27 protein-coding genes are annotated in these 25,117 nt (G+C 69.5%); 13 read left to right on the top strand and 14 right to left on the bottom strand.

Annotation, left to right across the window (positions count from 1 at the left end):
- The first annotated feature begins 64 nt into the window (after positions 1 to 64).
- Positions 65 to 478 carry a PLD nuclease N-terminal domain-containing protein gene (locus EDD92_RS27390; RefSeq protein WP_123970572.1) on the top strand — a complete coding sequence of 138 codons (414 nt, stop codon included), beginning with the start codon at positions 65 to 67 and terminating at the stop codon, positions 476 to 478.
- Positions 478 to 1,371, top strand: a complete 894-nt coding sequence (locus EDD92_RS27385) for a LysR family transcriptional regulator (protein ID WP_123966842.1) — start codon at positions 478 to 480, stop codon at positions 1,369 to 1,371. Before EDD92_RS27390 ends, EDD92_RS27385 begins: the two co-directional genes overlap by 1 nt.
- Here the strand turns inward: EDD92_RS27385 and EDD92_RS27380 are convergent.
- Positions 1,259 to 2,230: a DMT family transporter gene (locus EDD92_RS27380; RefSeq protein ID WP_123966841.1), complete on the bottom strand. Its 972-nt coding sequence runs from the start codon at positions 2,228 to 2,230 to the stop codon at positions 1,259 to 1,261. The two genes, EDD92_RS27385 and EDD92_RS27380, sit on opposite strands and share 113 nt — an antisense overlap.
- 179 nt (positions 2,231 to 2,409) lie before the next feature.
- Between EDD92_RS27380 and EDD92_RS27375 the strand changes: the two genes are divergently transcribed.
- Positions 2,410 to 3,822 carry a cytosine permease gene (locus EDD92_RS27375; protein ID WP_123966840.1) on the top strand — a complete coding sequence of 471 codons (1,413 nt, stop codon included), beginning with the start codon at positions 2,410 to 2,412 and terminating at the stop codon, positions 3,820 to 3,822.
- On the opposite strand, the gene EDD92_RS27370 is transcribed toward EDD92_RS27375, so the two are convergent.
- Both EDD92_RS27370 and EDD92_RS27365 read right to left on the bottom strand, forming a co-directional pair.
- On the bottom strand, positions 3,795 to 4,424 hold the full coding sequence (locus EDD92_RS27370; protein ID WP_123966839.1) for a hypothetical protein: 630 nt from the start codon (positions 4,422 to 4,424) through the stop codon (positions 3,795 to 3,797). The two genes, EDD92_RS27375 and EDD92_RS27370, sit on opposite strands and share 28 nt — an antisense overlap.
- 60 nt (positions 4,425 to 4,484) lie before the next feature.
- Complete coding sequence (locus EDD92_RS27365; protein WP_123966838.1) at positions 4,485 to 4,820, bottom strand: helix-turn-helix transcriptional regulator; 336 nt, start codon at positions 4,818 to 4,820, stop codon at positions 4,485 to 4,487.
- A gap of 123 nt (positions 4,821 to 4,943) precedes the next feature.
- Here EDD92_RS27365 and EDD92_RS27360 point away from each other — a divergent pair, with 123 nt between their 5' ends.
- Entirely contained in the window at positions 4,944 to 5,918 is a 975-nt protein-coding gene (locus EDD92_RS27360) for a zinc-binding dehydrogenase (protein ID WP_123966837.1), read from the top strand.
- A 35-nt stretch (positions 5,919 to 5,953) separates the two neighbouring features.
- Here the strand turns inward: EDD92_RS27360 and EDD92_RS27355 are convergent, their stop codons facing one another.
- Positions 5,954 to 7,783, bottom strand: a complete 1,830-nt coding sequence (locus EDD92_RS27355; RefSeq protein WP_399184195.1) for a serine/threonine-protein kinase — start codon at positions 7,781 to 7,783, stop codon at positions 5,954 to 5,956.
- Positions 7,784 to 7,937: 154 nt separating this feature from the next.
- Here EDD92_RS27355 and EDD92_RS49990 point away from each other — a divergent pair, with 154 nt between their 5' ends.
- The 3 genes from EDD92_RS49990 (at position 7,938) to EDD92_RS27350 (ending at position 9,240) form a co-directional block, all read left to right on the top strand.
- Positions 7,938 to 8,093: a hypothetical protein gene (locus EDD92_RS49990; protein WP_185124144.1), complete on the top strand. Its 156-nt coding sequence runs from the start codon at positions 7,938 to 7,940 to the stop codon at positions 8,091 to 8,093.
- A gap of 5 nt (positions 8,094 to 8,098) precedes the next feature.
- Positions 8,099 to 8,248, top strand: coding sequence for a hypothetical protein (locus EDD92_RS49985; protein ID WP_185124143.1), 150 nt, complete (start codon positions 8,099 to 8,101; stop codon positions 8,246 to 8,248).
- Positions 8,249 to 8,340: 92 nt separating this feature from the next.
- The gene (locus tag EDD92_RS27350; RefSeq protein ID WP_123966836.1) at positions 8,341 to 9,240 is read left to right on the top strand and encodes a transglutaminase-like domain-containing protein; all 900 of its coding nucleotides are present in this window, start codon (positions 8,341 to 8,343) and stop codon (positions 9,238 to 9,240) included.
- A gap of 72 nt (positions 9,241 to 9,312) precedes the next feature.
- Here the strand turns inward: EDD92_RS27350 and EDD92_RS27345 are convergent, their stop codons facing one another.
- A complete protein-coding gene (locus EDD92_RS27345) occupies positions 9,313 to 10,605 on the bottom strand; it encodes a PucR family transcriptional regulator (RefSeq protein ID WP_123966835.1) in 1,293 nt (430 codons plus the stop codon).
- Positions 10,606 to 10,710: 105 nt separating this feature from the next.
- Here EDD92_RS27345 and EDD92_RS27340 point away from each other — a divergent pair, with 105 nt between their 5' ends.
- Positions 10,711 to 11,178 carry a nucleoside deaminase gene (locus EDD92_RS27340; RefSeq protein ID WP_185124142.1) on the top strand — a complete coding sequence of 156 codons (468 nt, stop codon included), beginning with the start codon at positions 10,711 to 10,713 and terminating at the stop codon, positions 11,176 to 11,178.
- Entirely contained in the window at positions 11,171 to 12,145 is a 975-nt protein-coding gene (locus EDD92_RS27335) for an isopenicillin N synthase family oxygenase (protein ID WP_123966834.1), read from the top strand. The genes EDD92_RS27340 and EDD92_RS27335 overlap by 8 nt, the downstream gene beginning before the upstream one ends.
- On the opposite strand, the gene EDD92_RS27330 is transcribed toward EDD92_RS27335, so the two are convergent.
- The 8 genes from EDD92_RS27330 to hemL all read right to left on the bottom strand — a co-directional run bounded on the left by EDD92_RS27330 (position 12,132) and on the right by hemL (position 20,454).
- A complete protein-coding gene (locus EDD92_RS27330; protein WP_030945454.1) occupies positions 12,132 to 12,524 on the bottom strand; it encodes an SRPBCC domain-containing protein in 393 nt (130 codons plus the stop codon). The genes EDD92_RS27335 and EDD92_RS27330 overlap by 14 nt on opposite strands.
- A 25-nt stretch (positions 12,525 to 12,549) precedes the next feature.
- Positions 12,550 to 13,653: a c-type cytochrome biogenesis protein CcsB gene (gene ccsB / locus EDD92_RS27325; RefSeq protein ID WP_123966833.1), complete on the bottom strand. Its 1,104-nt coding sequence runs from the start codon at positions 13,651 to 13,653 to the stop codon at positions 12,550 to 12,552.
- On the bottom strand, positions 13,650 to 15,431 hold the full coding sequence (locus EDD92_RS27320) for a cytochrome c biogenesis protein ResB (protein ID WP_123966832.1): 1,782 nt from the start codon (positions 15,429 to 15,431) through the stop codon (positions 13,650 to 13,652). The genes ccsB and EDD92_RS27320 overlap by 4 nt, the downstream gene beginning before the upstream one ends.
- Positions 15,432 to 15,434: 3 nt before the next feature.
- The gene (locus EDD92_RS27315; RefSeq protein WP_123966831.1) at positions 15,435 to 16,208 is read right to left on the bottom strand and encodes a cytochrome c biogenesis CcdA family protein; all 774 of its coding nucleotides are present in this window, start codon (positions 16,206 to 16,208) and stop codon (positions 15,435 to 15,437) included.
- A gap of 1 nt (position 16,209) precedes the next feature.
- Complete coding sequence (locus EDD92_RS27310; RefSeq protein WP_030945463.1) at positions 16,210 to 16,833, bottom strand: TlpA disulfide reductase family protein; 624 nt, start codon at positions 16,831 to 16,833, stop codon at positions 16,210 to 16,212.
- Between the two features lie 78 nt (positions 16,834 to 16,911).
- Positions 16,912 to 18,201 (bottom strand): hypothetical protein, encoded by a 1,290-nt coding sequence (locus EDD92_RS27305; protein ID WP_123966830.1) that lies wholly within the window; start codon positions 18,199 to 18,201, stop codon positions 16,912 to 16,914.
- 226 nt (positions 18,202 to 18,427) lie between these two features.
- The gene (locus tag EDD92_RS27300; RefSeq protein ID WP_123966829.1) at positions 18,428 to 19,126 is read right to left on the bottom strand and encodes a histidine phosphatase family protein; all 699 of its coding nucleotides are present in this window, start codon (positions 19,124 to 19,126) and stop codon (positions 18,428 to 18,430) included.
- On the bottom strand, positions 19,123 to 20,454 hold the full coding sequence (gene hemL, locus EDD92_RS27295; protein WP_123966828.1) for a glutamate-1-semialdehyde 2,1-aminomutase: 1,332 nt from the start codon (positions 20,452 to 20,454) through the stop codon (positions 19,123 to 19,125). The genes EDD92_RS27300 and hemL overlap by 4 nt, the downstream gene beginning before the upstream one ends.
- A gap of 386 nt (positions 20,455 to 20,840) precedes the next feature.
- Here hemL and EDD92_RS27285 point away from each other — a divergent pair, with 386 nt between their 5' ends.
- Entirely contained in the window at positions 20,841 to 21,479 is a 639-nt protein-coding gene (locus EDD92_RS27285) for a hypothetical protein (protein WP_180292217.1), read from the top strand.
- Positions 21,480 to 21,743: 264 nt separating this feature from the next.
- On the opposite strand, the gene EDD92_RS27280 is transcribed toward EDD92_RS27285, so the two are convergent.
- Positions 21,744 to 22,181: a TetR/AcrR family transcriptional regulator gene (locus EDD92_RS27280; RefSeq protein WP_260326777.1), complete on the bottom strand. Its 438-nt coding sequence runs from the start codon at positions 22,179 to 22,181 to the stop codon at positions 21,744 to 21,746.
- 165 nt (positions 22,182 to 22,346) lie between these two features.
- Between EDD92_RS27280 and EDD92_RS27275 the strand changes: the two genes are divergently transcribed.
- The 3 genes from EDD92_RS27275 (at position 22,347) to EDD92_RS27265 (ending at position 25,112) form a co-directional block, all read left to right on the top strand.
- A complete protein-coding gene (locus tag EDD92_RS27275; protein ID WP_123966827.1) occupies positions 22,347 to 23,048 on the top strand; it encodes an SDR family oxidoreductase in 702 nt (233 codons plus the stop codon).
- Positions 23,049 to 23,074: 26 nt separating this feature from the next.
- Positions 23,075 to 23,950: an alpha/beta fold hydrolase gene (locus EDD92_RS27270; RefSeq protein ID WP_123966826.1), complete on the top strand. Its 876-nt coding sequence runs from the start codon at positions 23,075 to 23,077 to the stop codon at positions 23,948 to 23,950.
- A gap of 64 nt (positions 23,951 to 24,014) precedes the next feature.
- Positions 24,015 to 25,112, top strand: a complete 1,098-nt coding sequence (locus tag EDD92_RS27265; RefSeq protein WP_123966825.1) for an NmrA family NAD(P)-binding protein — start codon at positions 24,015 to 24,017, stop codon at positions 25,110 to 25,112.
- The last annotated feature ends 5 nt before the right edge of the window (positions 25,113 to 25,117 follow it).

Genomic DNA, 25,117 nt, shown 5'->3' with positions numbered 1-25,117 from the left:
TACCCTGACCCCGTCACCGGGGCCGCGAGCGCCCCGTCGCCGTCTCGTGGGGGATCGCACCACCATGCTCAGGTATCTGCCGTTCCTGCTGGTGCTGGCGCTGTGGATCTACGCCTTCATCGACTGTCTGAACACTCCCGAGGAGCAGGTGCGTGGGCTGCCCAAGGTGGTCTGGGTCATCATCATCCTGCTGTTCGGGGAGGTGCTGGTCGGACCGATCGCCTGGCTGGTCGCGGGCAAGTACCGCGGGCCCGTCCCGGCCGGCGGCTCCACGCCCTCCGAGTGGCACCGCAACCACCGCGCCGAGTTCGTGGCACCCGACGACAATCCCGAGTTCCTGAAGTCCCTCAAAGAAGAGGCTGCATCTTCTGAAGACGTGAAGGACGAGGCGCTCCTGAAGGACTGGGAGGCCGACCTGCGGCGCCGCGAGGAGGAGCTGCGGCGGCGTGAGCGCGGCGAGGACCCCAAGGCGGACTGATGGAGCTGAGGCTGCTCGTCACCTTCGAGAAGGTCGCGACCGTGCTGAGCTTCACGCAGGCCGCGGCCGAGCTGAAGTACGCGCAGTCCAGCGTGACCAGCCAGGTACGGGCCCTGGAGTCCTCCCTGGGCGCGGAGCTGTTCGACCGGCTCGGCAGCAGGATCCGGCTCACGGAGGCGGGTGAGCGGCTGCTCCCCTACGCCCGGCAGATCATCGAGCTCGCCGAGGAGGCGCGGGCCGCGGTCGCCGGTACCGAGGAGCCCGCCGGTTCGCTGGTGGTCGGGACGATGGAGTCGCTGACCTCGTACCGGCTGCCGCCACTGCTGGAGTTCTTCCACCACCGCTACCCCCGGGTGCGGCTCTCCCTGCGCACCACCATCGGCGACGAGACCCGGCAGGCGCTGCGGCAGGGCACGTACGATCTCGGCTTCCTGATGGAGGAGGCGACCGAGCACCCCGGGCTGGAGAGCGTGGTGCTGTGCGAGGAGCCGCTCGCGCTGGTCGCCGCGCCCCGACACGCCCTCGCGGGGCGGGAGTTCGGCACCACCGATCTCGTACGGCAGTCCCTCCTCGCCACCGAGCCGGGCTGCGCCTACCGGGACTTGTTCGAGCGGGAGCTCACATCGTCCGGTGAGCCGGTCGACTTCATGGAGTTCGGGACGATCGAGGCCACCAAACGGGCGGCGGCGGCCGGCCTCGGGGTCTCCTTGCTGCCCGAGGTGACGGTCGCCGCCGAACTCGCTCAGGGGGCTCTGGTACGGCTGCCGTGGCAGCCGCCGTTCACGCTTCGGACGCAACTGGCGTGGCGGGCCGGGAAGCGGCTTCCGGGGCACGTACGGCTGTTTCTCGAGCAGGCGCGGAAGCTCGTGTCCGAAGAGGCCGGGCAAGCGTGACCTTCAGGCTGGCCAGCACGATCAGCGGGACGCCCAGCGCCTGGACGAGGCCGATGTGGTGGCCGTACACCGCCCAGTCCATGACCATCGCGACCGCCGGGTAGACGAAGGCGAGAACGGCGATCTTCGAGGTCGGCAGCTTGGCGTAGGCGGCGTACATGAGGACGTACATCACGCCGGTGTGGATGAAGCCGAGGCCGACCAGCCAGCCCCAGTCCCAGCCGGTGCCGGACATCGCGCCGAAGTCGGCGAAGGGAAGCAGCAGCGGGATGCCGACGAGAACCTGGACCAGGGCGATGAGGTGCGGGCGGACGCCGGTGATCCGCTTGGTGACCAGGGTGGACAAGCCGTACAGGAGCGCGGCGAGGAGGGCCTGGCCGACGCCCGTCAGATAGGTGCCGCCGCTGGTGAAGTCGGCCGGTGTCACGCCCGAGACCAGGATCAGACCCGCGAAGGCCAGCGCGATCCAGCCGACCTTGGCGGCGGTGAGGCGCTCGCGGAAGAGGAGGGCGCCGAGCAGGACCACGTAGAACGGCTGTGTGTGGTAGACGACCGTGGCGACCGAGATCGACGTGTTCTCGTACGACTCGAAGAGGAACACCCAATTGAAGACGATGAACACGCCGCCCAGGACGGCGAGTCCGAAGGTGCGCGGGGTGAAGCCGTGGTCGCGGAGCCAGCCGCGGGACAGGACGTAGGAACCGAGCGCCAGCGCGCCGAAGACGACGCGGAAGAAAACGACGTTGAAAGGCGAGGCGCCCGACTCGACGACGAAGACGCCGAGGGTGCCGGACAGCACCATCGCGGTCATCAGCTGGGCGACGCCCCTGCTCTCTGCGGACTTGCTCTGCGTGGTCATGTCCTGGACGCTACGAGCGGGCCGGGGTGCCGGTCCACGCGCCAGTGGGGCGTCCTGCCGATGCCCCCATCGGCCCCGGCGATGACCCCAGGTGCCTACAGGATGTACGCCGACGAGGCTCCCGATGCGGACAATGCGCCCCTGTGCCCGGACCGGCCGGAACCGGACACTTACCTCGCATGACGACTGCTCCCGCCGACTCCTCCAACGCCCTCGCCCCCGCATACGGTGACAAGGTCATCGCCGTCGAGACGGCGGGCTCCGAGCCCATCCCCGACGCCGAACGCCATGGCTCGCCGCTCCAGCTGCTGTGGACCTGGGCGTCCCCGAACATCGAGTTCGCGACCGTCTTCATCGGTGTGATCTCGGTGCTGTTCTTCGGCCTGAGCTTCTGGCAGGCCACGGCCGCCATCGTGCTGGGCACCGCACTCGGCGCGGTCACGCAGGGCGTGCTGTCCCTGGACGGGCCGCGGTTCGGAGTGCCGCAGATGGTGATCGGCCGCTTCTCCTTCGGCCACCTCGGCAACATCCTGCCGTCCGCGGCCAACGGTCTGGTGGCGGGCGTGGGCTGGTTCGCGGTGAACAGCGTGAGCGCTGCCTTCGCCCTCAACACGCTGACAGGACTGCGCCCGCTGCCGTCCCTCCTCCTGGTGGTCGTGGCCGAGATCCTGATCGGCTTCATCGGCCACAACTTCGTGCACACCTTCGAGAAGTACGCCTTCCCGGCCCTCGCGGTGATCTTCCTGCTGGCGGGCGTGTGGACGTTCAAGGACGCGGACCTCGGCGGGGGCGGCACCGGCGGCGGCATCGGCGGCTTCCTCCTCGCCTTCAGTGCGGCCTGGGGCTACGCGGCCGGCTGGAACCCGTACGCCACGGACTACTCCCGCTATCTGCCGCGCACCGCGAACAGGTTCAGGACCGTCCTCTACCCGGCCGTCGGCCTGTTCGTGTCGGTCGCCCTCGTGGCGATCATCGGCGCGGCCTCGGCGACCATCGTGGCTCCCAAGGACGCCACCCCGACAGCGGCCTTCACGGGACATCTCCCTGGCTGGCTGGGCGACCTGGTGCTCCTCGCCATCATCCTCGGCGGCATCTCCGCGAACGCCCTCAACATCTACTCGGGCGCGATCTCCATCGCCTCCTTCGGGCTGAAGCTCCCCACCTGGCTGAGCCGCAGCGTGCTGGTCGTGGTGTCGGGTGTCGCCGGTACGGCGGCGGCGTGGGCATCACTGTCGGACGCGGGGTCGGCGTACGAGGCGTTCCTGCTGGTCATCGCGTACTGGGTGGCGCCGTGGCTCGGGGTCGTCCTGGTGGAGCGATGGCTGCAGTCCCGCACGGCCACGGACGAGGAGCGGACGGCCCGTCTGACCGACCGTTCCTTCACCAACTGGCCCGGGCTGGCAGCCCTGTTGATAGGCGTCGCGGTGTCGGTTCCGCTCTTCTCCAACCAGGAGGACTTCGTCGGCTACGTCCCGAAGCACTGGCCGTCCTTCGGCGACATCACGCCGGTGGTGGGGTTCGCGGTGAGCGCGGGTCTGTACGCGGTGCTGCGCCGGGCGAAGGCTCAGTCCGCGTCCAGCAGTTCCGCCTGATCCGCGTACTCGACCCTGATGTACCTGCTGTTGTGTTCGCCGTAGGCCTTCTTGAGGATCGGTTCCGCCGTGTCGGGGTCGTCGACGCCGATGATGACGAAGCCCCGTTCGTCCGCGGCGACTTCGCGCATCTCGAAGGTTCCGTCCCAGCGGCGCATGTCGTCGCCGATCCGGTCGGAGAGGGCGGAGAGGGTCTTTCCGCTGACGTCGGTGTCGTGCAGCCGCACGGTCACGCCCCGGACGGCCGCCCCGCAGACCTCGTCGTCAAAGGCGGCGGAGGGCATGCGCCACACGTCGGCCCAGTGGTGCTCCTCGTCGACGGAGAGGCCGGTGTAGACGTCGGGGTACTTCTTCCGGGCCAGTTCGTCGACGTGTACGACCACCCGCATCAGCGGGGTGTCGTCGTCGCGACCAGGGAGACTGCCGACCGGGCGGGTGCCGACGCAAGTCCGGTCCGTGGCCGCCGACTTGACCCGAACGGGATCCGACCTGAGGCCTCCGCCGCCGTGGCCGGTCTCCAGTGCCTGGACGTACAGGCCCGCGGCCACCACCAGCGCGGCGGTCGCTCCGGCCGATGCGATCCAGGTGCGGTTGCTGCCCATGTCCCCCTCCGTCCCCGTGCGTTGCCGTCAGCACTGTGACGCCGGAGGGGGCGGAGGGGTTCAGTCCGTCGGTTCGTCCCGCAGGACGAGGTCCAGCAGACCCGGGAAGCGGGCCTCGAACTCCGCCCGCCGTAGGCGGTTGACCCGCCGGGGCCCCTCGTCGCGCTGCTCGACCAGCCCCGCGCCCCGCAGCACCACGAAGTGATGGCTGAGCGCGGCCTTGCCGACGGGCACGTCGAAACTTCCGCAGCTGCGCGACCACTCCGCCGAGCCCGCCAGCTCCCTGACGAGGCTGATGCGTACGGGATCGGCGAGCGCGGCGAGGGCGGTCTGGACGGAGACGTCGTCGGGGTGGGTGTGCTCGGGGGCGGCCCGATGACTGGTGCGCTGCGCCACGCGGGGCTCCTTCACGCCTTGCCGAGGTTCACGTCTTGCCAAGTGTTCGATGAAAATCATACACTCACGACTGTTCGCTTTTCATTGAACAGTCGCGGGTCGAACAGTCATGGAGGATGCGGCATGCGTGCGGTGGAGTTCCAGGAGTACGGCGGACCCGAGGTCCTGAAGGTCGTGGAGGCGGAGGTCCCCGAGCCCGGCCCGGGCCAGGTGAGCGTCGACGTGGCGTACACCGGGGTGAACTTCGCCGATCTCAAGGCCCGCAGCGAGGGCTACCGGGTACCGCAGCTGCCCTTCGTGCCCGGACTCGAGGCGTCTGGGCGCGTCCGCGCGCTCGGCGAGGGCGTCACGGGCCTGTCCGTCGGCCAGGAGGTGACGGCGCTGACGGAGGGCGGCGCCTACGCGGATGTGGCGCTGGCGCACGCCTCGACCGTCTTCCCGGTCCCGGCCGGCGTCGGCCTGCGTACGGCGGCGACCCTGCCGACGGTGCTGCCGACGGCGTACGCCCTGGTGCACGCGGTGGGCCGGCTGCAGCCCGGGGAGACGGTGCTCGTGCAGGGCGCGGCGGGCGGTGTCGGCACGGTGGTGGGCCAGCTGGCGAAGGCTGCCGGTGCGGGGGCCGTGTACGGGGTGGTGTCGGGCGCGGCCAAGGCGGCGTACGCGCGCGAGTACGGCTACGACGAGGTGTTCGTAGGCGAGTTCACGGAGGCAGTGCGGGAGGCGACCGGCGGCCGGGGCGTCGACCTCGCGCTCGATCCGGTCGGCGGCGAGACGTTCCGGGGCAGCCTGGCCTCGCTCGCGCTCTTCGGGCGCCTGGTCTCCTTCGGCAACGCGAGCTCGGCACCGGCGTGGAACGTGGGACAGCCGGAGCTCTACCCCTCCGGGGTGTCGGTCGGCGGCTTCTCGATCCTTACGCTGGCGAAGACGGCCCCCGGTGAACTGCGCTCCCTCGCCGAGCGGGCCTTCGCCAAGGCGGTGGACGGCACGGTGTCCCTGCCGGTCACCGCCGAGTTCGGGCTGGAGGAGGCGGCGGAGGCGCACCGGCTGATGGGGACGCGGACCAGCACGGGCAAGCTGCTGCTGCGGGTGGGCGGCTGACCCCCGTCAGATGCCCCCCGTCAGATACCCCCCCATCAGATCTTCGTCCAGCGCTGGGCCTGGTTCCCGGACGTGCAGGTGTCGGTGACCGGCCAGCCGGCGGAGTTCTCGAGGCACTGGCTGTTGGACATGTTCTGCAGGGTGCCGCCGGAGCCCGTGCGCCAGGACTGCGCGGAGTCCGAGCCGCATGCGCTGACCGAGGCGAGGGGGTTCCCGGACGGAACCAGGGTCATGCACTGGCCGGTGAACTCGTTGACCATGCGGTAGGTGCTGCCCGACAGGCTCCTGGTCTTCCAGGAGGCCGCCGGGGTGTCCGTGCAGTCCCCGAAGCGCACTCCGTACGAGCCGGTGGAGTTCTCCACGACCAGGCACTGGCCGTTGGAGGCGTTCTTTATCCGGTAGTAGCCGGAGGATGGGGCGGTGGTGGTCGAAGTCCCGCTGCCCGACGAGCTGTTGGAGCCACCGGAACCGCCCGACCCGCCGGACCCGTCATCCGAACTCGAACTGCCCGAGCCTCTGTCGCCGTCCGAACTCCCCGAGCCGTTCGCCCCGCTCCCTCCCGCGGCCCCGCCCTGGGATCCGTTGCCGCTCCCGCCCTTCCCCGACGCGGACGAGGACTTGCCCGGCGATGCCGAGCCGGACGGGCTCGCGCCCGACACCGACGGCGAGGGGGTGACGGACGCCGAGACCGACACGAACGGCGTGGCACCGCCCCCGGCCTGCGAGCCGGACGGCGTATCGGAGGTGTACGGCAGAAGCCGGATCGCGAGTGTCGCACCGGCCGTGACGACCACGACCGGCACGACGGCGAGAATGATGCGGGTACGACGCCGCCGCTCACGCCGCTCGGGCTTGCCCCCGGCATCCGCCTCCGGAGGCTCCGGCGTTCCCGGCTCGGCGCCCGGCAGCGTCGGCACCGGCACCGGAATCGACAGCTCGTCGGCGTCCGGCACGTTCGCCGCGAAGGCGGCCCGCTCGGACAGCTGCCCGGCGATGGCCTCCGGCCACAGCGGCGGCTCGAACGGCCCGTGTGACGAGGCGAGTTCGAGGAGTTCGGCGGCGGTGGGGCGGTCCTCCGGGTCCTTGGCGAGGCAGGACTCGACGACCTCGGCCAGCTCCGGGTCCAGTGCGCGCAGGGCCTGGAGGTCGGGCTCCTCGTGCACGATGCGGTAGAGCACACCGTGCCCGGACTCGTCGCCGAACGGCGGCTCCCCCGTCGCCGCGTACGCCAGCACCGACCCCAGCGCGAACACGTCGACGGCGCCGGTCAACTGCCGTACGCCGGAGGCCTGTTCGGGCGCCATGTAGGCGGGCGTGCCGACGGCGACACCCGTGCTGGTCAGCTGGCTCTGCTCGGCGGCACGGGCGACGCCGAAGTCGATGAGGGTGAGGCCGTCGAGGGTCAGCATGACGTTGGACGGCTTGACGTCCCGGTGCACCATGTCCAGCGTGTGCACGGCCGCCAGCCCCGAGGCGACGTCGCGCAGCAGGAGCCACAGCGCGTCGACGGGCAGCGGCCCGCCGTTCACCTCGACGGCCTCGCGCAGGGTGAGCCCGGGGACGTACGCGGTGGCGAGCCACGGCGGCCGGGCCGTGCGGTCACTGGCCACCAGCGGTGCGGTGGCCTTGGCGGGCAGTCTGGCGAGGTTGTCCAGCTCCTGTCCGAAGCGGCGCAGGAACGTCGGATCCTCGCCGACGATCGAGGGCAGCACCTGCTTGACGGCGACATACCGCCCGTCGTGCACCCCGAGATAGACCCGTCCCATACCGCCGGCCCCGAGCCTGCCCACCAGCGGAATCATCCCGATCCGCTGCGGATCCTCCGCCTGAAGCGGCTCGGCGCCGCCGTCCCCGTTGGTCGTCACTCCCGCAAAGGTAGCGGCAGAGGCGCCATTTGGATAGTGCCCCTATCCAATTTCACCGGTTCCCGATGAGTCCCAAGCAGCAACGCGGCGAGGCCACAGTCGACCGCCTCCCGGACGCAGCACTGCGCCTGTACGCCGAGTCGGGCGCCTCACGATGAGCACCGTCACCAAGGGCCAGCGGATCAGCCTCTACCACCAGTTCGGCAGCATCGACGGCCTCGTCCTCGCGCTCGGAGCGCTGACTGGCGCGGCTGCTGGGCAAATTGGTCATCGCCGTGCAGGGGGCGGCGACCACCCGCGAAGGCATTGACGCCCTTGCTCGGACAGCAGTCGTTGGACGTCCGGGAGGGCGACCGGGCCTGCGTCGGCACGGAGAACATGCGGGTCGGCTACGTCGAGGTGACCGGCATCCCGGATGCCGACCACATCGACCTCGCGGTGACGGTGTGGCAGCGCGCGGACTAGACAATGCCCGGCGAATTTTGACACGGTGAGCCGCACCGATCCGCATTCGAACACGCGATCGATGACACCGGACATCCGGGAGGCCGTCAGCCATGCCGCTTGCCTTCTACGCCACGCACAGCACGTTCTCAGACCCCGGCGAACTCGCCGACCGGTACGTCGACTTACCCCGCGATCCCACCCGACTCGCGCGTATTTCCCGCGACTTGCTCATCCACCGCGTAGAGGGCGACCTCTTCCACCACACCCACCCGGCCGAGCGCCTGCACAACGACGCCGAGACCCGCTACATCGACGACATCCTGCGCATCCTCGTGGCACGGAACGACGCCCCGCTGCACGTACGGCGCGAGGTCGAGGACCGTTTCGTCGGAACCTGCCGGGACTTCTCGCTGCTGCACTGCTCGTTCCTGCGGCAGGCGGGCATCCCGGCCCGCATCCGCTCCGGCTTCGCCGACTACTTCGGCTCCGACGGCTTCCACTGCGACCACGTGGTCACCGAGTACTGGGACGAGGAGCGCGGCTGGCTGTTCGCGGACGCCCAGCTCGCCGACCCCGCCATCACCGGCAACTGGAACGCGGACTTCGACCCGATGGACGTCCCGCGCGACCGCTTCCTGGTCGCGGGCAAGGCGTGGCAGGCGATCCGCGAGGGCGGTGCGGACCCGAAGACCTTCGGGCTGCATCCGCCGGAGCAAGGCCCGTTCTGGGGCGAGCGGTTCGTGGCCGGCAACATCCGGCTCGACCTCGCGGCCCTGAACAAGGTGGAGACGCTGCTGTGGGACGAGTGGGGAACGGACGAAGGGAAGCCGGGCACGCCCCTGTCGGCAGCGGCCCGTGAGCTCTACGACCGCGCCGCCCTGGTCGCGGGCGACGACGTCCCCTTCGATGCGGCCCGCAAGCTGTTCACCGAGGACGACACCCTGCGCACCCCGAAGACGGTGCTGTGCTCGGCGCCGTACAACGGACCGAGCCAGGTCACCCTGCGCTAGGAGCAGCGCCTCGAAAGGGGCGCGGGGCTGTATCGATTTGCGGCTCCGCCGCGGGGCCGCGACCAGCCACGATCAGGCAGCAGCCGACCGACGGCCCATAGCGGCACCGCCAGCGGAGCGCCCCCGCACAACCCGATGCGCACACACCGCCGCCAGCAACTCCCCCAGTAGATCCGGATCGTCGATCTCAAGGCCCAGCAGGGACTCGATCCGCTCCAGGCGCTGGTAGAGCGACTGGCGGCCGATGTGCAGCAAGGCCGCCGTGCGCGTCGGCGAACACCCGTGCCGCAGGTGCACCTCCAGGGTGCGGACCAGGTCGCTGGGGTGGGCCGCCTCCCAGGCCAGCAGCGGGCCCAGGGTGTGCTGGACCAGCCGGTCGAGGCGGTCGCGGTTGGTGTCGATGCCGCCGCGGGTCAGCTCCCGTTCCAGGGCGAGCGCGCGGGCGGAGGTGACCAACGGGCCCTCGGGGGCGGGCGGTTCGGCGGCCGGCACGGTCAGCGCCAGCTCCAGCGTCGTACGCGCCGCCCGCAGCGTGTCGCTCCAGCGCAGCCAGCCGCTGCCCGCGTCGACGGCGTGCCCGACCGCGACGGTGAGCCCCGCGTCGGCTGCCGTACGGAAGGCCTCCTGGACGGCACGGACCGGGTCACCGGAGCCGAGGCCACCGCCGAAACCCGTGCTGCCGTCGCCGGGCAGCGCCAGCAGTGCCAGCACGTCGCCGGGGAACGGCGCCCGCAGCGCCCGCGCCCCGCCCAGCAGCCGTACCGCCCGGTCCACGGCGCCCACCTCACGCGTGCCGTGCACCGACACCCCGATGAGCCGGGCCCCCGGGCCCGGGTGGAACCCGGCGAGCGCGGACCGTGCCTCGACCTCCGGCTGGTTGAGGGCCGCGCGGTCGGCCAGATCGGCGAGCAGGGCCGCCGTGTGGTCGTCTGCCCAGGGACGTACCACCGACCGCCCGGACAGCCCCCGGGCCACGATGGCGCGGTTCGCCGCCTCCGTGATGCGTACGAAGGGCACGACCCGGTGCAGGGCCAGCAGGGGCAGGCCGAGGCGGCGGGCCTCGTCGACGACCTCGGGGGGCATCTGCGGCAGTGAGCGGCCCACCTCCACCGCCAGCCCGGCGGCGCCCCGCGCGGCCAGCTCGCGGACGTACCTGCGGCGGACCTCCTCGTCGGCGTCGGTGAGGCCGAAACCGTTCGTGAGCAGCAGTTCTCCGCCGTCGAGGAAGTTGGCGCCCTCGTACACCTCGCTGGAGTGGACCCAGCGCACGGGGCGGTCCAGGGCGCCCTCGCCGGCGAGGAGGGCGGGCTCGGAGGCCCGTACGGGATCGAGGTCCAGGACTTCGCGGAGGGTGAGTGCGGCCACGGGCACCTCCAGGGACGGCGCGTGGACAGTTCGTCCGGCGGCGGGATGCCCGGAGAGTACTTTCCGCACGTTGCCCTCGTGTTTCGGCCACAGCAGAGTGAGGACATGGACCTTGTGGACCACATGGATCAAGCGACGGCACGGACCTGGCTCGCCGCCGCCGTCGCGGAGGCGCGCGCCGGGCTCGCGGAGGGCGGCATCCCGATCGGCGCCGCGCTCTACGGCGCCGACGGCACCCTGCTCGGCCGCGGCCACAACCGGCGCGTCCAGGACGACGACCCCTCGATGCACGCGGAGACGGCCGCGTTCCGCGATGCGGGACGGCAGCGCTCGTATCGCGGTACGACGATGGTCACGACCCTCTCGCCGTGCTGGTACTGCTCCGGGCTGGTCCGCCAGTTCGGCATCTCGCGGGTGGTGGTCGGCGAGGCGGCCACCTTCCACGGCGGGCACGACTGGCTGGCGGAGCACGGCGTGCGGATCGTGCTGCTCGACGACGCCGAGTGCATCGGAATGATGCGCGACTTCATCAAGAACCATCCGGCACTGTGGAATGAGGACATCGGTGAGTAACGCCCCTGCCCCGCGTATTCCGACGGTCGATCTGCGGCCGTGGCTCGACGGCGACGAGGACGCCCGCGCCGCCATCGCCCGCACCGTCGACGAGGCCCTGCAGACCGCCGGTTTCCTGCTGGTCACCGGGCACGGCGTGGATCCTGCGCTGCGGACCGCGATCCGGGAGGCGGCTCGTGCGTTCTTCCGGCTTCCCGTCGGGACCAAGCAGCCGTACGCGGCGAAGGTCGGGGGCCGCGGCTGGCTCGGCCCGGGCGCGGAGGCCAACGGCTACTCGGAGGGTACGCAGACCCCGCCGGACCTGAAGGAGTCGCTGACGTTCGCGACGCACGAGCCCTTCGAGGACCCCGTTGTCAACGCGGAGTGGTACGCGCCCAACGTGTGGCCGGAGGAGGTGCCGGAGCTCCGGGCGCTGTGCGAGGAGTACCTGGAGCGGATGGCCGATCTGGAGAAGCAGCTCCTGTCCCTGCTCGGCGAGGCGCTCGGCCTCGAACCGGACTTCTTCTCCCGGCACATGGACCACCCGACGTACGGCTTCAACATCAACTGGTACCCGGGGGTCGAGGTGATCGGGGAGCCGCAGCCGGGCCAGTTCCGCATCGGGCCGCACACCGACTTCGGGACGGTCACGATCCTCGACCGGCAGGCGGGGAAGGGCGGGCTGCAGGTGTACACGGACGAGGGCGGCTGGGAGGACGCGCCCTTCGACCCGGAGGCCTTCACGATCAACATCGGTGATCTGATGGCCCGTTGGACCGGTGACAGGTGGCGGTCGGGGCGGCACCGGGTGCTGCCGCCACCCGCGGACGCGCCCGCCGAGGAACTGATGTCGCTCGTCTACTTCGGCGAGTGCACACCGGGGACGCTGGTGGAGTCCGTACCGGCTCCGGTGGGGCGGGTGGCGTACGAGCCCGTCGACTCGCACCGCTATCTGCGGGAGAAGCTGGACTCGATCACGGTCGGCTGACCAGCTTCTCGAAGCGGGCTCGCCAGGCGGGCTCCGCCGCCTCGGCTCCCCGGTACTCATGGGTGAAGCGGAGGGCCGTGCCTTCTTCGCCGTCCCGCTCCAGGTGGAAACGGATCCGGTCGCCGTCGTCCAGCGTGTACTCGGCGACCCGGTCCACGTCCCATGCGGTGACCCGACCGCTGCCCAGGTCACGCAGGGTGACCGCGCCGCCGAGTCTGGGTTCGAGGACGTCGGCGGTGGTGAACCACTGGGCGAGCCCTTGGGGGGTGGCCACCGCCGGCCAGACGTCCTCCATGCGCCGGGGAACCCGCACCAGGAAGTGGAGCATGTGCGTGTTCCCGTGGCTCTGACTGGTGCCCTGTGCGATGGAACCGCTCATGACACCAGTGTCGGCCGGTTCTGCCTCAGACGCCCGCGTAGGAGTGCTTGCCGGAGACGAAGATGTTGACGCCGTAGTAGTTGAACAGCCAGCAGCCGAAGGCGATCAGCGCCAGGTAGGCGGCCTTGCGGCCCTTCCAGCCGGCGGTGGCGCGGGCGTGCAGGTAGCAGGCGTAGGCGACCCAGGTGATGAACGCCCAGGTCTCCTTGGGGTCCCAGCCCCAGTAGCGGCCCCAGGCCGACTCCGCCCAGATGGCGCCCGCGATGATCGTGAACGTCCACAGCGGGAAGACGGCCGCGTTGATGCGGTAGGAGAACTTGTCCAGGGAGGAGGAGGCGGGCAGCCGCTCCAGGAAGGACGTCGCGAAGCGGCCGGGGGTGCCGCCGTTCTCCAGCTTGGTCTCGTACGAGTCCTTGAAGAGGTAGAGGAGGGTGCCGACGGCGCCCACGTAGAAGACCGCGCCGCACAGGATGGCGGTGGAGACGTGGATGTAGAGCCAGTACGAGTGGAGGGCGGGAACCAACTGGTCACTGGCGGTGTACAAGACAGTGACGGCGATGCCGAGGTCGAGGAGGACCGTGGTGATCAGGAACAGCCCGAGCCAGCGGATGTTCTTCTTCAGCGCTAGCAGCGTGAGGTACACGCCTACGGCGACGGTGGAGAAGGTGATGTTGAACTCGTACATGTTGCCCCACGGCGCCCGCTCCACCGAGGCCGCGCGGGCGACCACACCACCGAGGTGGATGAGAAAGGCGAGCACGGTGAGCGAGATGGCGATACGCCCGTAGAGGTCGCCCTGCTCGTCCCCGCCGTGCGCCCCGGGCCCGTCGGGCACGTCCCGCGCACCGGCCGAGGCCCGTACGACGACCTTGGGCCGCTCGAGTACGGCGGTGCCGCCGGCCTTGTTCACAGTGACGGCGGGGGCCTTGCCCTTGCTCCCCTTCGCCTCCGTGGTGAGCGCTGCGGCCGTGCGGCCGACCCTGCTGCGGCTGCCGAAGAGCCATTCGGCGATGTACGCGAAGAAGGCCAGGGTGTAGACGGCCATCGCGGAGTAGATCAGCGTGTTGCTGATGTTCGCGAGGTGTTCGTTGGTGGCCGTGGCCAACTCGGTTCCGGCGGCGAGAGTCACTTCTCAGCCCCTTCGGCAGGTACGACTTCGGGGTCGGGGGTGGTGGTGTCGTCTTGGTCTGGGGAGCCGGCGTCGGGTTCGGCGTCGGAGTCGGAGTCGGAGTCGTCCGAGTGCTCGTCGGGCTCGGTCGCGCCCGGCGCCTGGTCCCACAGGATCCCGGCGAGGTCGCCGAGTTCCTCCGGCACCTTGGCGGACTCGCTGCGGCCGAGGCCGGCCATCTCCACGACCGTCACACCGTCGGCGCCCTTGACAGCCCGCACCCACACCCGGCGGCGCTGGATGAACAGGGAGCCGGCGAGGCCGAAGATGGCGACGAGTGCGCCTCCGAGTGCCCAGGTGGTGCCGGGCTGCTGGACGACCTGGAAGTTGGCCCACTGCTTGGTGGTCTCGTAGGTGATGGAGCCGGCGCCGTTCGGGAGCTTCATGGTCTGGCCGGGCCTCAGGTTGTCCCTGAGCTGGGCGCCCTTGGAGTCCTTGAACTCCTTCACATGGGTCTTGTCGAGCTGGTACACGCTCTGCGGGATACCGGAGTTGACGCCGAGGTCGCCGTGGTACGGGGTCAGGTTCAGCACCGGGTTGCGCAGCGCGGGGAAAGTGGAGGCCGTCTCGCTGCCGGGGGTGTAGGTCGGCAGGAGGAAGGCCGAGATGCCCAGCTGTTCGCTGACGCCCTTGGCGTTCTTGTAGCCGTCGAGGACCTTGACCACACCGGTGGAGGTGACGTTGGAGTCGAGCGGGAGGAGCGGTACGGCGTCGCGGTAGACGACGTTGCCCTTGCCGTCGCGGACGGTGATGACGGGGGCGTAGCCGTGGGCGGTGAGGTAGATCTTGGCGTCGCCGATCTCCAGCGGCTCGTTGACCTTGACGAGGTCCTTCTTGTCCTTGCCGTAGGCGCCCTGGCTGTAGGTGAGGGCGGCCTGGTAGGTGCGCGGGGTGCCCTTGTTGGGGCCGCTGGCCTCGTAGGTGCCGGTGAACTTGTCCAGGGTGAAGCTGAACGGCACCAGGTCGTCGCTGTTGAAGAGGTTGCCGGACTTGAAGTCGTCGTAGGAGATGAGGGTGTTGGAGAAGCCGTCGCCGTCGCCCTCGACGACGAGCTTGTTGCCCTCGGACTTGAAGAGCTGGCCCCAGGCGAAGGCGATCAGCATGACGATCAGCGCGATGTGGAAGGCGAGGTTGCCGACCTCGCGCAGATAGCCCTTCTCGGCGGCTACGGCGTCACCGGCGAGATGGGCGCGGAAGCGGCGCTTGGTGAGGAGGGCGAGGGCGGCCTCGCGGACCTGCTCGGGTTCGGTCTCGGTGCGCCAGGTGGTGTAGGCGGGCAGCCGGGTCAGGCGCTTGGGGGCGCCCGGCGGGCGGCCGCGCAGCTGACCGATGAACTGCCAGGTACGCGGGATGATGCAGCCGATGAGGGAGACGAACAGCAGGATGTAGATCGCGGAGAACCACACCGAGCTGTAGACGTGGAAGAGGCCGAGCTTGTCGTAGACGGGCGCGAGGAAGCTGTGCGCCTTGCGGAAGTCGGCGACCTTCGTCTCGTCGATGCCGGACTGCGGGATCAGCGAGCCGGGGATCGCACCGAGCGAGAGGAGCAGGAGCAGCAGCAGCGCGACCCGCATGGAGGTCAGCTGCCGCCAGAACCAGCGGGCCCAGCCGATGACACCCAGGCCGGGGAGGCTCGCCAGTTCCTCCCGGGGAGCGGTGGAGAGCTGGGAGCCGGCGGCGCCGAGGTCCGGGTCCTCGGCCCGCTCGGGGGCCGTGTCGGTGCTGGTGGTCTTGCTCATCGATCAGATCCCCACAGTGAAGCCGGCGGACCAGGACTGCATGTCCTGCACGAGGCGGTCCCAGGCGCCGGTCAGCAGGAGCAGACCGGTCACGATCATCATCGTGCCGCCGATCCGCATCACCCAGACATAGTGGCGCTTGATCCAGCCGAAGACGCCGAGCGCCTTGCGGAAGGCGACTGCGGCGAGCACGAACGGTACGCCGAGACCGAGGCAGTAGGCGACGGTCAGCAGGGCCCCGCGGCCCGCGCTGCCCTGCTCCGCGGACAGGGCGATCACGGAGGCGAGGGTCGGGCCGATGCACGGGGTCCAGCCGATACCGAACAGTGCGCCCAGGAGCGGCGCCCCGGCGAGGCCTGCCACGGGCCTCTTGTGGAAGCGGAACTCACGCTGGGTCATCCAAGGCATCAGGCCCATGAAGAAGACACCCATGAGGATCATGAGCACGCCCAGCACCTTCGTGAGGACGCTCTTGTTCTCCTGGAGGGTGTACCCGAAGGAACCGAACAGGGCCCCGCCGGAGACGAACACGGCGGTGAAGCCGAGGACGAAGAGGGAGGCCCCGGCGACCATCCGCCCGCGCCGGGCCTCGGCCAGGTCGGTGCCGGCGACTCCGGTGACGTACGACAGATAGCCGGGTACGAGCGGCAGGACGCACGGGGAGAAGAAGGAGACGAGTCCGCCGAGCAGCGCGATGGGCAGGGCGAGCAGCAGGGCGCCGTGGAGCACCGTGTCGTTGTAGCCCGTCGCTGCGGCGAGCGTGGTGACTGAGGTCACGTCACTTCTCCGCGAGGACCGGGGCGATCATCTTGCGCAGCTTGTCCTCGCTGAGCGCGGCCAGCGAGCGGGCGGCGATCCTGCCCTCCCGGTCGAGGACGAGCGTGGAGGGGACCGCCTGCGGGTTGAGAGTGCCCCTCTTGAAGCGGAGCATCAGCTTGCCCGTGGGGTCGTACAGGCTCTGGTAGGTGATGCCCTGCTGCTTCTCGAAGGCGACCGCGTTCTGGGTGCTGGTGTCGCGGGTGTTGATGCCGACGAACTGGACGCCCTTGGTCTTGAGGTCCTGGTAGACCTTCTCGAAGTTGGGCGCCTCGGCGCGGCAGGGGGCACACCAGGAGCCCCACACGTTCAGGACGACGACCTTGCCCTTGTAGGAGGCGACGTCGAGCTGTCCCCCGTTGACGGTCTTGCCGGACAGGTCGGGCGCCGCGGCCCGTTCCCCCTTCTCGGCGGTGGAGATGCCGTCCTTGCCCATGACGAAGTTGGTGTCACCGCCCCCGCCGGAGGTCCCTCCGGACGAGCAGGCGGACATCAGCAGCGTGGCGACCGCGGCACCGGCGGTGGTCAGGACGGTTCGGCGACGTGCGCGGTTCGAGCGCACGGGGGCGCGGCTGGCGGCACTCATGTGAAAAGTTTCGCATGCCCGTTCCGGGGATCATGCGCACCCCCCTTGCGGGGGGGGGGGGGGGGGGACAACCGCATTTCAGGCAGCCTGTCCGGTGGGTGAGGCAGAGGAGGCCGGGGTCTCCTTGAGGAACGTCTTCCAGCCGCCCGCCGGCTGCTGACCGACGTCGAGGGTGCGCAGCTTGGCGAGCACCTCCGGCTTCTGTACGTCCATCCAGTCGACGAACTGCCGGAAGGAGACGAGGCGTACGTCCGCGCCCTTCTCCTTCTCCTGCGCGATGTGCTTGAACGCCTCCTCGACGGCGTCCATGTAGATGCCGCCGTTCCAGTGCTCGAAGTGGTTGCCTACGAAGAAGGGTGCACGGTTTGTCTCGTATGCCCGCTGGAAGCCTGCTATGTAGGCCTTCGAGGCCTGGGTGCGCCAGGCCGGGTAGTTGGAGGCGGGCGCGTTGGTCGAGTTGACCGACTGGTTGGCGAGCATGTTGTAGTCCATCGACAGGACCTCGAAGCTGCGCCCGGGGAACGGGATCTGCTGCAGCGGCAGGTCCCACAGCCCCTGCTTCTTCTGCGGCCAGACCTGGCGGCCGCCGGGCGAGGAGGCGTCGTAGCGCCAGCCGAGCGACTTGGCGGTGGGCAGCAGGTTGTTCTGGCCGAGCAGACAGGGCGTACGGCCGCCGACGAGCTCCTTCTCGTAGTCGAAGGGCAGGGACGGCATGTCGGACCACCCCGTGTTCGTCCGCCACTCCTTCACGAAGGCCTTGGCCTGCTGGATCTCGCTGCGCCACTGCGCGGGCGTCCAGTTGCCGACGGTGCCGTAGCCGGAGCAGAAGTGGCCGTTGAAGTGGGTGCCTATCTCGTGCCCTTCGAGCCAGGCGCGGCGGACGTTGGTCAGCGTGGCCTTGACGTGCTCGTCGGTGAGGTAGCCGATGTCGGAGGCGCCGCGCCGGTTGTTCGGCGGGTTGTAGAGGCGCTTCTTCGACTCGGGCAGCAGATACAGCCCGGAGAGGAAGAAGGTCATGGACGCCTGGTGCTGCCTGGCGAGGTCGAGGAAGCGCGGGAAGAGCCCGTTGCCGACCTCGCCGGCGCCGTCCCAGGAGAAGATCACGAACTGCGGCGGGGTCTGCCCCGGCTCCAGCGGCTCGGGCTTGGCGGGCTGGTGGGGCTGCTTGCCGGTGAAGGAGGTCGAGCCGTCGCCGATGGGGCGGGCGGGGTGCGAGGGCTTGCCGGATCCGCCGCCCTTGGAACCTGAACCATGGGTCGACCCGTCTGACGGCGTGAGGGTGCCGCAGCCGGAGAGCCCGACGGCGGCCGCGGCGCCCGCGCCGAGACCGAGCATTCCCCTGCGAGTGAGAGCGCTGCGAGTGCGCATTCCAACCCCAATTCGTCATGTCCTGTGGTGGTCACCCATTCAGAGGACATGACGAAGGGGGAGGTTCCTCACGATCACGGTGATCTCGCAACAAATGTCACGAGAGCGTCATGGAACCCAAAAGGGGCTCTCTGCGCGCCCTATAGGGGCGCGAGGAACTGCGTGACAAGCCACGACGGAGCCGCAGACGCTCGACGGCCCGACGCGGCACTTCCCAGCGGAGCGCTCAGGCGCCGAAGGCCTTGGCCTTCCCCTTCACCGGCTTGGCGCCCGCGAGGAGATGGGCGGGGACGAGATCGCGGGCCGGTTCGCTGTAGCCGACGGACACGAGCCTGTCGCCCTGGTAGGTGAAGGACGTCAGCGAGGCCAGGGTGCACTGCCGCTTGCGCGGATCGTGCCACAGCCGCCGCTTCTCGACGTACGACCGCACGATCCAGATGGGCAGCTGGTGACTGACGAGGACGGCCTCGTGCCCCCGTGCCTGGTCCTTGGCGGAGTCCAGCGCCTGCATCATCCGCACGACGATGTCGACGTACGGCTCGCCCCACGACGGCCTGAACGGGTTGACGAGGTGCTTCCAGTTGCCCGGCTTCCTCAGCGCGCCGTCCCCGACCCCGAAGGTCTTGCCCTGGAACACGTTGTCGGCCTCGATGAGCCGCTCGTCGGTGGCCAGGTCGAGCCCGTGCGCCTTGGCGATCGGGGTGGCCGTCTCCTGGGCCCGCTCCAGCGGGGAGGCACAGACGTAGGTGATGTCGCGGGGGGCGAGGTGCTCGGCGACCCGGTCGGCCATCTGCCGCCCCAGCTCGGACAGCCGGTAGCCGGGCAGCCGCCCGTACAGGACCCCGTCCGGGTTGGCGACCTCGCCGTGCCGCATGACGTGGACGACGGTGATGTCGCTGCTCGCCGTGCTGTTGCTGTCGCTCATGCTGCCGTGGCCTCCGCCGCCGCTCGGGCCGCCGCCGGAAGGGCGTCGGCGATGCGCTGTACGGCCTGTTCGTCGTGGGCCGTGGACACGAACCAGGACTCGAAGGACGAGGGTGGCAGATAGACGCCCTGCGCCAGCATCGAGTGGAAGAAGGCGGTGAAGCGGAAGGACTCCTGCTTCTTTGCGTCCTCGTAGTCGCGGACCTCCCGGTCCGTGAAGAAGACGGAGAACATGTTGGAGGCGCTCTGCAGCCGGTGCGCGACGCCTTCCTTGGCCAGGGCCTCGGTGACCAGCGACCGGATCTGCTGGGACACGGCGTCGACCTTGTCGTAGGCGGCGTCGTCGAGCAGGCGCAGCTGGGCGAGGCCGGCCGCGGTGGCGACCGGGTTCCCGGAGAGGGTGCCGGCCTGGTAGACGGGCCCGGCGGGCGCGAGATGCGCCATCACGTCGGCCCGCCCGCCGAAGGCGGCGGCAGGGAACCCGCCCCCCATGACCTTCCCGAAGGTCATGAGGTCGGGCACGACCCCGTCGATCCCGAACCACCCGGCGCGACTGGTCCGAAAACCGGTCATGACCTCATCCGAGATGAAGAGAGCGCCGTTCTTGGAGCACGCGTCCTTGAGCCCCTGGTTGAACCCGGGCCGCGGCGGCACGACACCCATGTTCCCGGGCGAGGCCTCGGTGATCACGCAGGCGATCTCACCGGGGTGCCGGTGGAAGGCCTCGTGCACGGCCTCGAGGTCGTTGTACGGCAGCACGATGGTGTCGCCCGCCTGGGCACCCGTGACGCCGGGCGTGTCGGGAAGGGCGAAGGTGGCCACGCCGCTGCCGGCGGCGGCGAGCAGCGAGTCGACGTGACCGTGGTAACACCCGGCGAACTTGATCACCTTGGTGCGCCGGGTGAACCCGCGGGCGAGCCGGATGGCGCTCATGGTGGCCTCGGTCCCGCTGGACACGAGCCGCACCTGGTCCACGGGCCCGACTCTCTGGACGATCTCCTCCGCGAGCGCGACCTCGCCCTCACCGGGCGTACCGAAGGAGGTACCGCGCGAGACGGCGTCCTGAACGGCGGCGATGACCTCCGGGTGGGAGTGCCCGAGGATCATGGGCCCCCAGGAACACACCAGGTCGACGTACTCCCTCCCATCCGCATCGGTCAGATACGGACCGCTACCGGACACCATGAACCGGGGCGTGCCGCCCACGGCGCGGAACGCTCGCACCGGGGAGTTCACACCACCGGGCGTGACGGCCGAGGCACGGTCGAACAGAGCCTGCGAGACAGGCGCTTCGTATGAATAAGGCAGTGAATTGGGCAGTTCGCTCATGACCTGCGACTTCTCCGACCTTCTCCGACTTCTCGGGCTCCGGTTGCAAGGGACCTCCTCAGGGTAGGCCAGGGTGCACGGGCGGCAGCGGGCGCTGCTGCTGACCCGAGAGACAGCCGCCGCCCGGCACGATCTGCGAAACTGGGACCTGATACACACAGCTCATACGGCCCTGGCGTACGTATAGGTGTACGGACGGATGTACGACCGGGTGCGCGGCCAGGTGGACGACGAGGTGTACGGAGGCTTGTTCAGAGGCTGCGAAGATCCTGCGGACAGGTGTTTCAACGCACGTTTCGGCGGGCGGCCGTGGGGGAGGTCACTGACACGATGATCGGGTTGCGCGGCGGGGGCCACGCGTCCTAGAAAAGCAGTCGGGTGGAGATATGCATCGCGGTGGCGGACTGGGCGAGGGGACTGATGACCTGGGTCCTCGACGTGCCCATCGAGGAAGGCACCGACGCGAGGCGGAGGAAGCTACCGAGGCACGTCAGGGACAGGGTGCACCGAGTGAGCCCGAGCAGATCGACCGGCGGATCGACCGCCGGGGCGACGCGCTCAGGGCGGGGAGCAGGAATGGTGGTCGGGTGGGGGTGACGTACAAGTACTTCGGCGCGCCGGACGGCGCGACCGCGGCCCGTGTCCCGATCTCGATGCGCCCCGAGGAACTCGGCGGCGACGAGCTCGGCATGAACGGCATGTTCACCAAGATCAAGCCGGAGACCATGGCGGCGATGGTGCTGACGGGCATCGAAGGCGTCCCCCTCCACAAGGTCCCGCCCCTGGAACTGGTCGTCCTGCACCCCGACTACGCGGTGGTCAAGCTCCCGATGACGGTCGTCGACCCGCTGCGCGGCATAGGCGAGGAGGCGGTGGGCGCGGCGGCGTTCATCTGGTCGACGGTGCCGGACCGCGGGGGCCCGCGGGATGCGTTCAACGTGTACCAACTGCTGCACGAGTGGCAGGACTTCAGCCATCGGCTGCATGAGGCGGGGCATCAGCCTTATTGCCTTGTCTGGCCCTGAGCTGGGGCTTTCGTTTGGTGCGGGCGGGGCCTTTCGGGTCCCGCCTTTGTCATGTGCCGGGAGGGGCCGTCAGGCGGCCAGGGCACATTGGATTCATCGGCAACAACCTCAGCCGGCTCGCCCGGCACCTCAACAAGGACGGCGAAAGACGTACCACTCCCAGGACGGCACGCTGTGATCACTACGGGACTGTGGGATAGGGGCGCAGGACACCGTCCGGAGTCCACAGGCCCCTGGACGCTCCGGTGATCGCCCGGCAGGGGCTTACGCCTCGGTGTTCCGCTCCCGGTGGCCGACGACGATGAGCGCGCGAACGCGGTTCCAGCGACTCCTCCTCCACGGCACCGGCACCTTGAGCCAGGCGACGGAGATGGCCGCGAGGAATCGGTCGTACCCCTTCGACTCGCGGATGCATCCCGTCCGCTGAGCGGCCTGTACGCACTCCTCGGTGGCCGTGATGACGGTCTCGCAGGGGAGCGTGAGCGGGTTGTCCGGATCCTGCGCCCTGGCCGCGACCATGAGCGGCTCCGGCAGTCCGCTGAGCGCACTGAAGTACTCCTCCGGCGCACCTAGCCACTGCTCCAGCACCTCGTCGGCGTCGCCGAGCCGCACGATCTCTTCCTGGCGCGCCACCAGTTCTACGGAGCGCGTCTGCAGCACGGCCGCCGGCAGCGCCTCCCGGGTGGGGAAGTGCCGGTACACGGTGCCGGCTCCTCGTCGGCCCCGCCGGCTGCAGGTGGCTTGCCGGTCAGCGGCAGCGCGCGCCCATGGAGACCCGGGAGTCATGCCTGCTTGGGCTTGCGCCTGGAAACCGATCGGTTTACCGTTAGCTGAAACCGATCGGTTTACCATTCTGTGGAGGCAGTCATGACCGCATTGAAGGGCGCACACGTCTTCGTCACCGGCGGCAGCCGCGGCATAGGCAAGGCGCTGGTGGAGGAGCTGTACGCGCGTGGTGCCGGGAAGGTCTACGCCACGGCCCGTGATCCGCGCAGCGTGACGCATCCCGACGCCGTCCCGGTGGCGCTGGAGGTCACCGACCCGGCCTCCGTGGCGGCGGCCGCCGCACAGGCACAGGACGTCACGGTGCTGATCAACAACGCCGGCGCCTCGGTCGGCGCGTCCTTCCTCGGCTCCCCGGTCGACGACGTCCGCCGCGAATTCGAGACCAACTTCTACGGCCCGCTGCTTCTCACCCGGGCCTTCGTGCCGGTCATCGAGCGCAACGGCGGCGGCCACCTCCTCAACGTGCACTCCGTGCTCTCCTGGATCGCGCTCGGCGGCTCCTACAGCGCGTCCAAGGCCGCCCTGTGGTCACAGACCAACTCCCTGCGCCTGGAACTTGAGCCGCGCGGCATCACCGTCACCGGACTGCACGTCGGCTACGTCGACACCGACCTGACGACAGGCGTCGACGCCCCCAAGTCCGACCCCCGTGACGTCGCCGCACTCGCCCTCGACGGCATCGAGACCGGCGCGTACGAAGTGCTCGCCGACGACATCTCACGGCAGGTCAAGGCGGGCCTCGCCGGTGAACTGGCCGACCTCTACGCCCAGTTGGCCAAGTAGGCCCCTGCACACGGAGAGACGGCGACATGCCCGCCCAGGACCCGCGTCCCACGATTCACATTCCGGGGACCACCAGCAACACCCTCGCCCCCCGCGCGGGGCGCGGCCGCGAGGGAACGCTGCGCTACCTCAAGGCGGGCACCGGTGCCCCCCTGGTCCTGCTGCACACTCTGCGCACCCAGGCCGAGCACTTCCGCCTGCTCATCCCGCTGAGCGCGGACCACTACACCGTCTACGCCCTCGACCTGCCGGGCATGGGCTACTCCGAGATCGTCCCCGGGGCGTCCTACGACGAGCCGGCGCTGCGCGCGGGCGTCGAACGGCTCCTCACCGAACTCGACCTCCACGACGTGACCTTGCTCGGGGAATCCCTGGGCGGAGTGCTCGCCCTGACCACCGCGGCCGATCTGCCGGAGCGGGTACGGCGCGTCGTCTCGGTGAACCCGTACGACTACCGCGACGGGATCGCCCGTTCCAGCCTCCTCGCCCGCGTGGTGATCGGCGGGATCATCGCTCCGGGGGTGGGCAAGTTGATCGCCGAGCAGGAGCCCAGGCCCGTCCTGCGCAGGATCCTGCGGGGCGGCGTCGGCGACAAGACTGCTTTCCGGGAGGACTACCTGGACGAGCTCCTCCAGTCGGGCAGGCATCCCGGCTTCCCGGCCGTCGCCCGCGCTCTGTACCGGAACATGCCCAGTCTCGTCGCGGCCCGCTCGCGCTACCCCGAGGTCAAAGCCCCCGTCCACCTCGTCTACGGCGAGAACGACTGGTCCCGCCCCTCCGACCGGGAAGCCAACAAGAGATTGCTTCCCGCCGTCGACTTCACGCAGGTGCCGGGAGCGGACCACTTCATCGCACTGGAGAGGCCCGAGGTGGTGGCCGACCTGTTGCACGCGATGGTCTGACCGCGAGCGCCTGTATGCAGCGCGGGCTCTGCGCCACCCTCATTCAACCCTGGAGTAAAAGACCATGCCTTCTCACGACACCTCCACCATCTTCGTCATAGGCGGCACGGGGGCCCAAGGAATACCCATCGTCCGCGCTCTCGTCGCCGACAAGAAGTATTCCGTCCGGGTCCTCACCCGGGATGCCACCTCCGCCCGGGCCCAGGAACTCCTCGCGCTCGGCAACGTCTCCGTCCTCGAAGGGTCATTCGCCGACGAGGACGTGCTGCGCGAGGGTTTTCGCGGCTGTGACGGAGCGTTCATCAACATCGACGGATTCAACACCGGTGAGAAGACCGAGACCTACTGGGCCATCCGCAGTTACGAGATAGCGATCGAAGAGGGAATCAAGTTCTTCGTCTACGGAAACCTCGACTACGCCCTCAAGAAGTCGGGCTACGATTCCCGGTTCCGCACCGGCCACTACGACGGCAAGGGGCGCATGGCCGAATGGGTACTGTTCCAGAACAAGGAGAACAGGGACCGGATGGGAGCGGCGGTCTTCACGTCAGGCCCGTACATCGAGATGGTGATCTCGCCGCTCACCCTTATGACGCCCAGCGTTGAGGACGGTGTCGTCACCTGGCGAGTCCCGCTCGGCGAGGGATCCGTACCGCATGTGGCCCTCGAAGACTGCGGATTCTATGTCCGCTGGCTCTTCGACCATCCGGAGCGGGCCAACGGCATGGACCTCGAAGTCGCCATCGAGCACATGACCTACACCGATATGGCTGCGGCATTCGAGAAGGTCACCGGGCATCCGGCACAGTACATCGACACCGACCTGGACACGTATTGGAACAGTCCGGACCTGAGGGGGATCGCTGATCACCCCGCCGGATACAACGCTGATCCCGACGACAAGAGCACCATGAGCTTCCGAGACAACTTCACGGGCTTCTGGAACGTGTGGAAACACGGAATCATCACGAGGGACTACGCTCTGCTCGACGAAATTCACCCCAACAGGATCAGAAGCGCTGAGGAGTGGTTCCGCCGAGAAGACCGACTGGGCAGGGAACTCGGTAAGGGAAGTCTCTGGGAGCGAGTCCAGCCGGAGAACTGGACCATGGACTCCGCCGTTCTCAAGAGCAGCGCGGATTTCAGGACGGGCACGTTGTAATCGCC

The organism is Streptomyces sp. TLI_185 (assembly GCF_003814765.1).
Taxonomy (GTDB): Bacteria; Actinomycetota; Actinomycetes; order Streptomycetales; family Streptomycetaceae; genus Streptomyces.
The sequence above is the reverse complement of the archived record's forward strand: the minus strand, read 5'-3'. Positions and strand labels throughout refer to the sequence as shown.

What these genes read in the sequence shown, in the direction of transcription:
- EDD92_RS27390 (WP_123970572.1), top strand. Translation starts at nt 65, where the DNA reads ATGCTCAGGTATCTGCCGTTCCTGCTGGTGCTGGCGCTGTGGATCTAC.
- EDD92_RS27385 (WP_123966842.1), top strand. Translation starts at nt 478, where the DNA reads ATGGAGCTGAGGCTGCTCGTCACCTTCGAGAAGGTCGCGACCGTGCTG.
- EDD92_RS27380 (WP_123966841.1), bottom strand. Translation starts at nt 2,230, where the DNA reads ATGACCACGCAGAGCAAGTCCGCAGAGAGCAGGGGCGTCGCCCAGCTG.
- EDD92_RS27375 (WP_123966840.1), top strand. Translation starts at nt 2,410, where the DNA reads ATGACGACTGCTCCCGCCGACTCCTCCAACGCCCTCGCCCCCGCATAC.
- EDD92_RS27370 (WP_123966839.1), bottom strand. Translation starts at nt 4,424, where the DNA reads ATGGGCAGCAACCGCACCTGGATCGCATCGGCCGGAGCGACCGCCGCG.
- EDD92_RS27360 (WP_123966837.1), top strand. Translation starts at nt 4,944, where the DNA reads ATGCGTGCGGTGGAGTTCCAGGAGTACGGCGGACCCGAGGTCCTGAAG.
- EDD92_RS49990 (WP_185124144.1), top strand. Translation starts at nt 7,938, where the DNA reads ATGAGCACCGTCACCAAGGGCCAGCGGATCAGCCTCTACCACCAGTTC.
- EDD92_RS27350 (WP_123966836.1), top strand. Translation starts at nt 8,341, where the DNA reads ATGCCGCTTGCCTTCTACGCCACGCACAGCACGTTCTCAGACCCCGGC.
- EDD92_RS27340 (WP_185124142.1), top strand. Translation starts at nt 10,711, where the DNA reads ATGGACCTTGTGGACCACATGGATCAAGCGACGGCACGGACCTGGCTC.
- EDD92_RS27330 (WP_030945454.1), bottom strand. Translation starts at nt 12,524, where the DNA reads ATGAGCGGTTCCATCGCACAGGGCACCAGTCAGAGCCACGGGAACACG.
- EDD92_RS27320 (WP_123966832.1), bottom strand. Translation starts at nt 15,431, where the DNA reads ATGAGCAAGACCACCAGCACCGACACGGCCCCCGAGCGGGCCGAGGAC.
- EDD92_RS27310 (WP_030945463.1), bottom strand. Translation starts at nt 16,833, where the DNA reads ATGAGTGCCGCCAGCCGCGCCCCCGTGCGCTCGAACCGCGCACGTCGC.
- EDD92_RS27305 (WP_123966830.1), bottom strand. Translation starts at nt 18,201, where the DNA reads ATGCGCACTCGCAGCGCTCTCACTCGCAGGGGAATGCTCGGTCTCGGC.
- EDD92_RS27300 (WP_123966829.1), bottom strand. Translation starts at nt 19,126, where the DNA reads ATGAGCGACAGCAACAGCACGGCGAGCAGCGACATCACCGTCGTCCAC.
- hemL (WP_123966828.1), bottom strand. Translation starts at nt 20,454, where the DNA reads ATGAGCGAACTGCCCAATTCACTGCCTTATTCATACGAAGCGCCTGTC.
- EDD92_RS27285 (WP_180292217.1), top strand. Translation starts at nt 20,841, where the DNA reads ATGCATCGCGGTGGCGGACTGGGCGAGGGGACTGATGACCTGGGTCCT.
- EDD92_RS27275 (WP_123966827.1), top strand. Translation starts at nt 22,347, where the DNA reads ATGACCGCATTGAAGGGCGCACACGTCTTCGTCACCGGCGGCAGCCGC.
- EDD92_RS27270 (WP_123966826.1), top strand. Translation starts at nt 23,075, where the DNA reads ATGCCCGCCCAGGACCCGCGTCCCACGATTCACATTCCGGGGACCACC.
- EDD92_RS27265 (WP_123966825.1), top strand. Translation starts at nt 24,015, where the DNA reads ATGCCTTCTCACGACACCTCCACCATCTTCGTCATAGGCGGCACGGGG.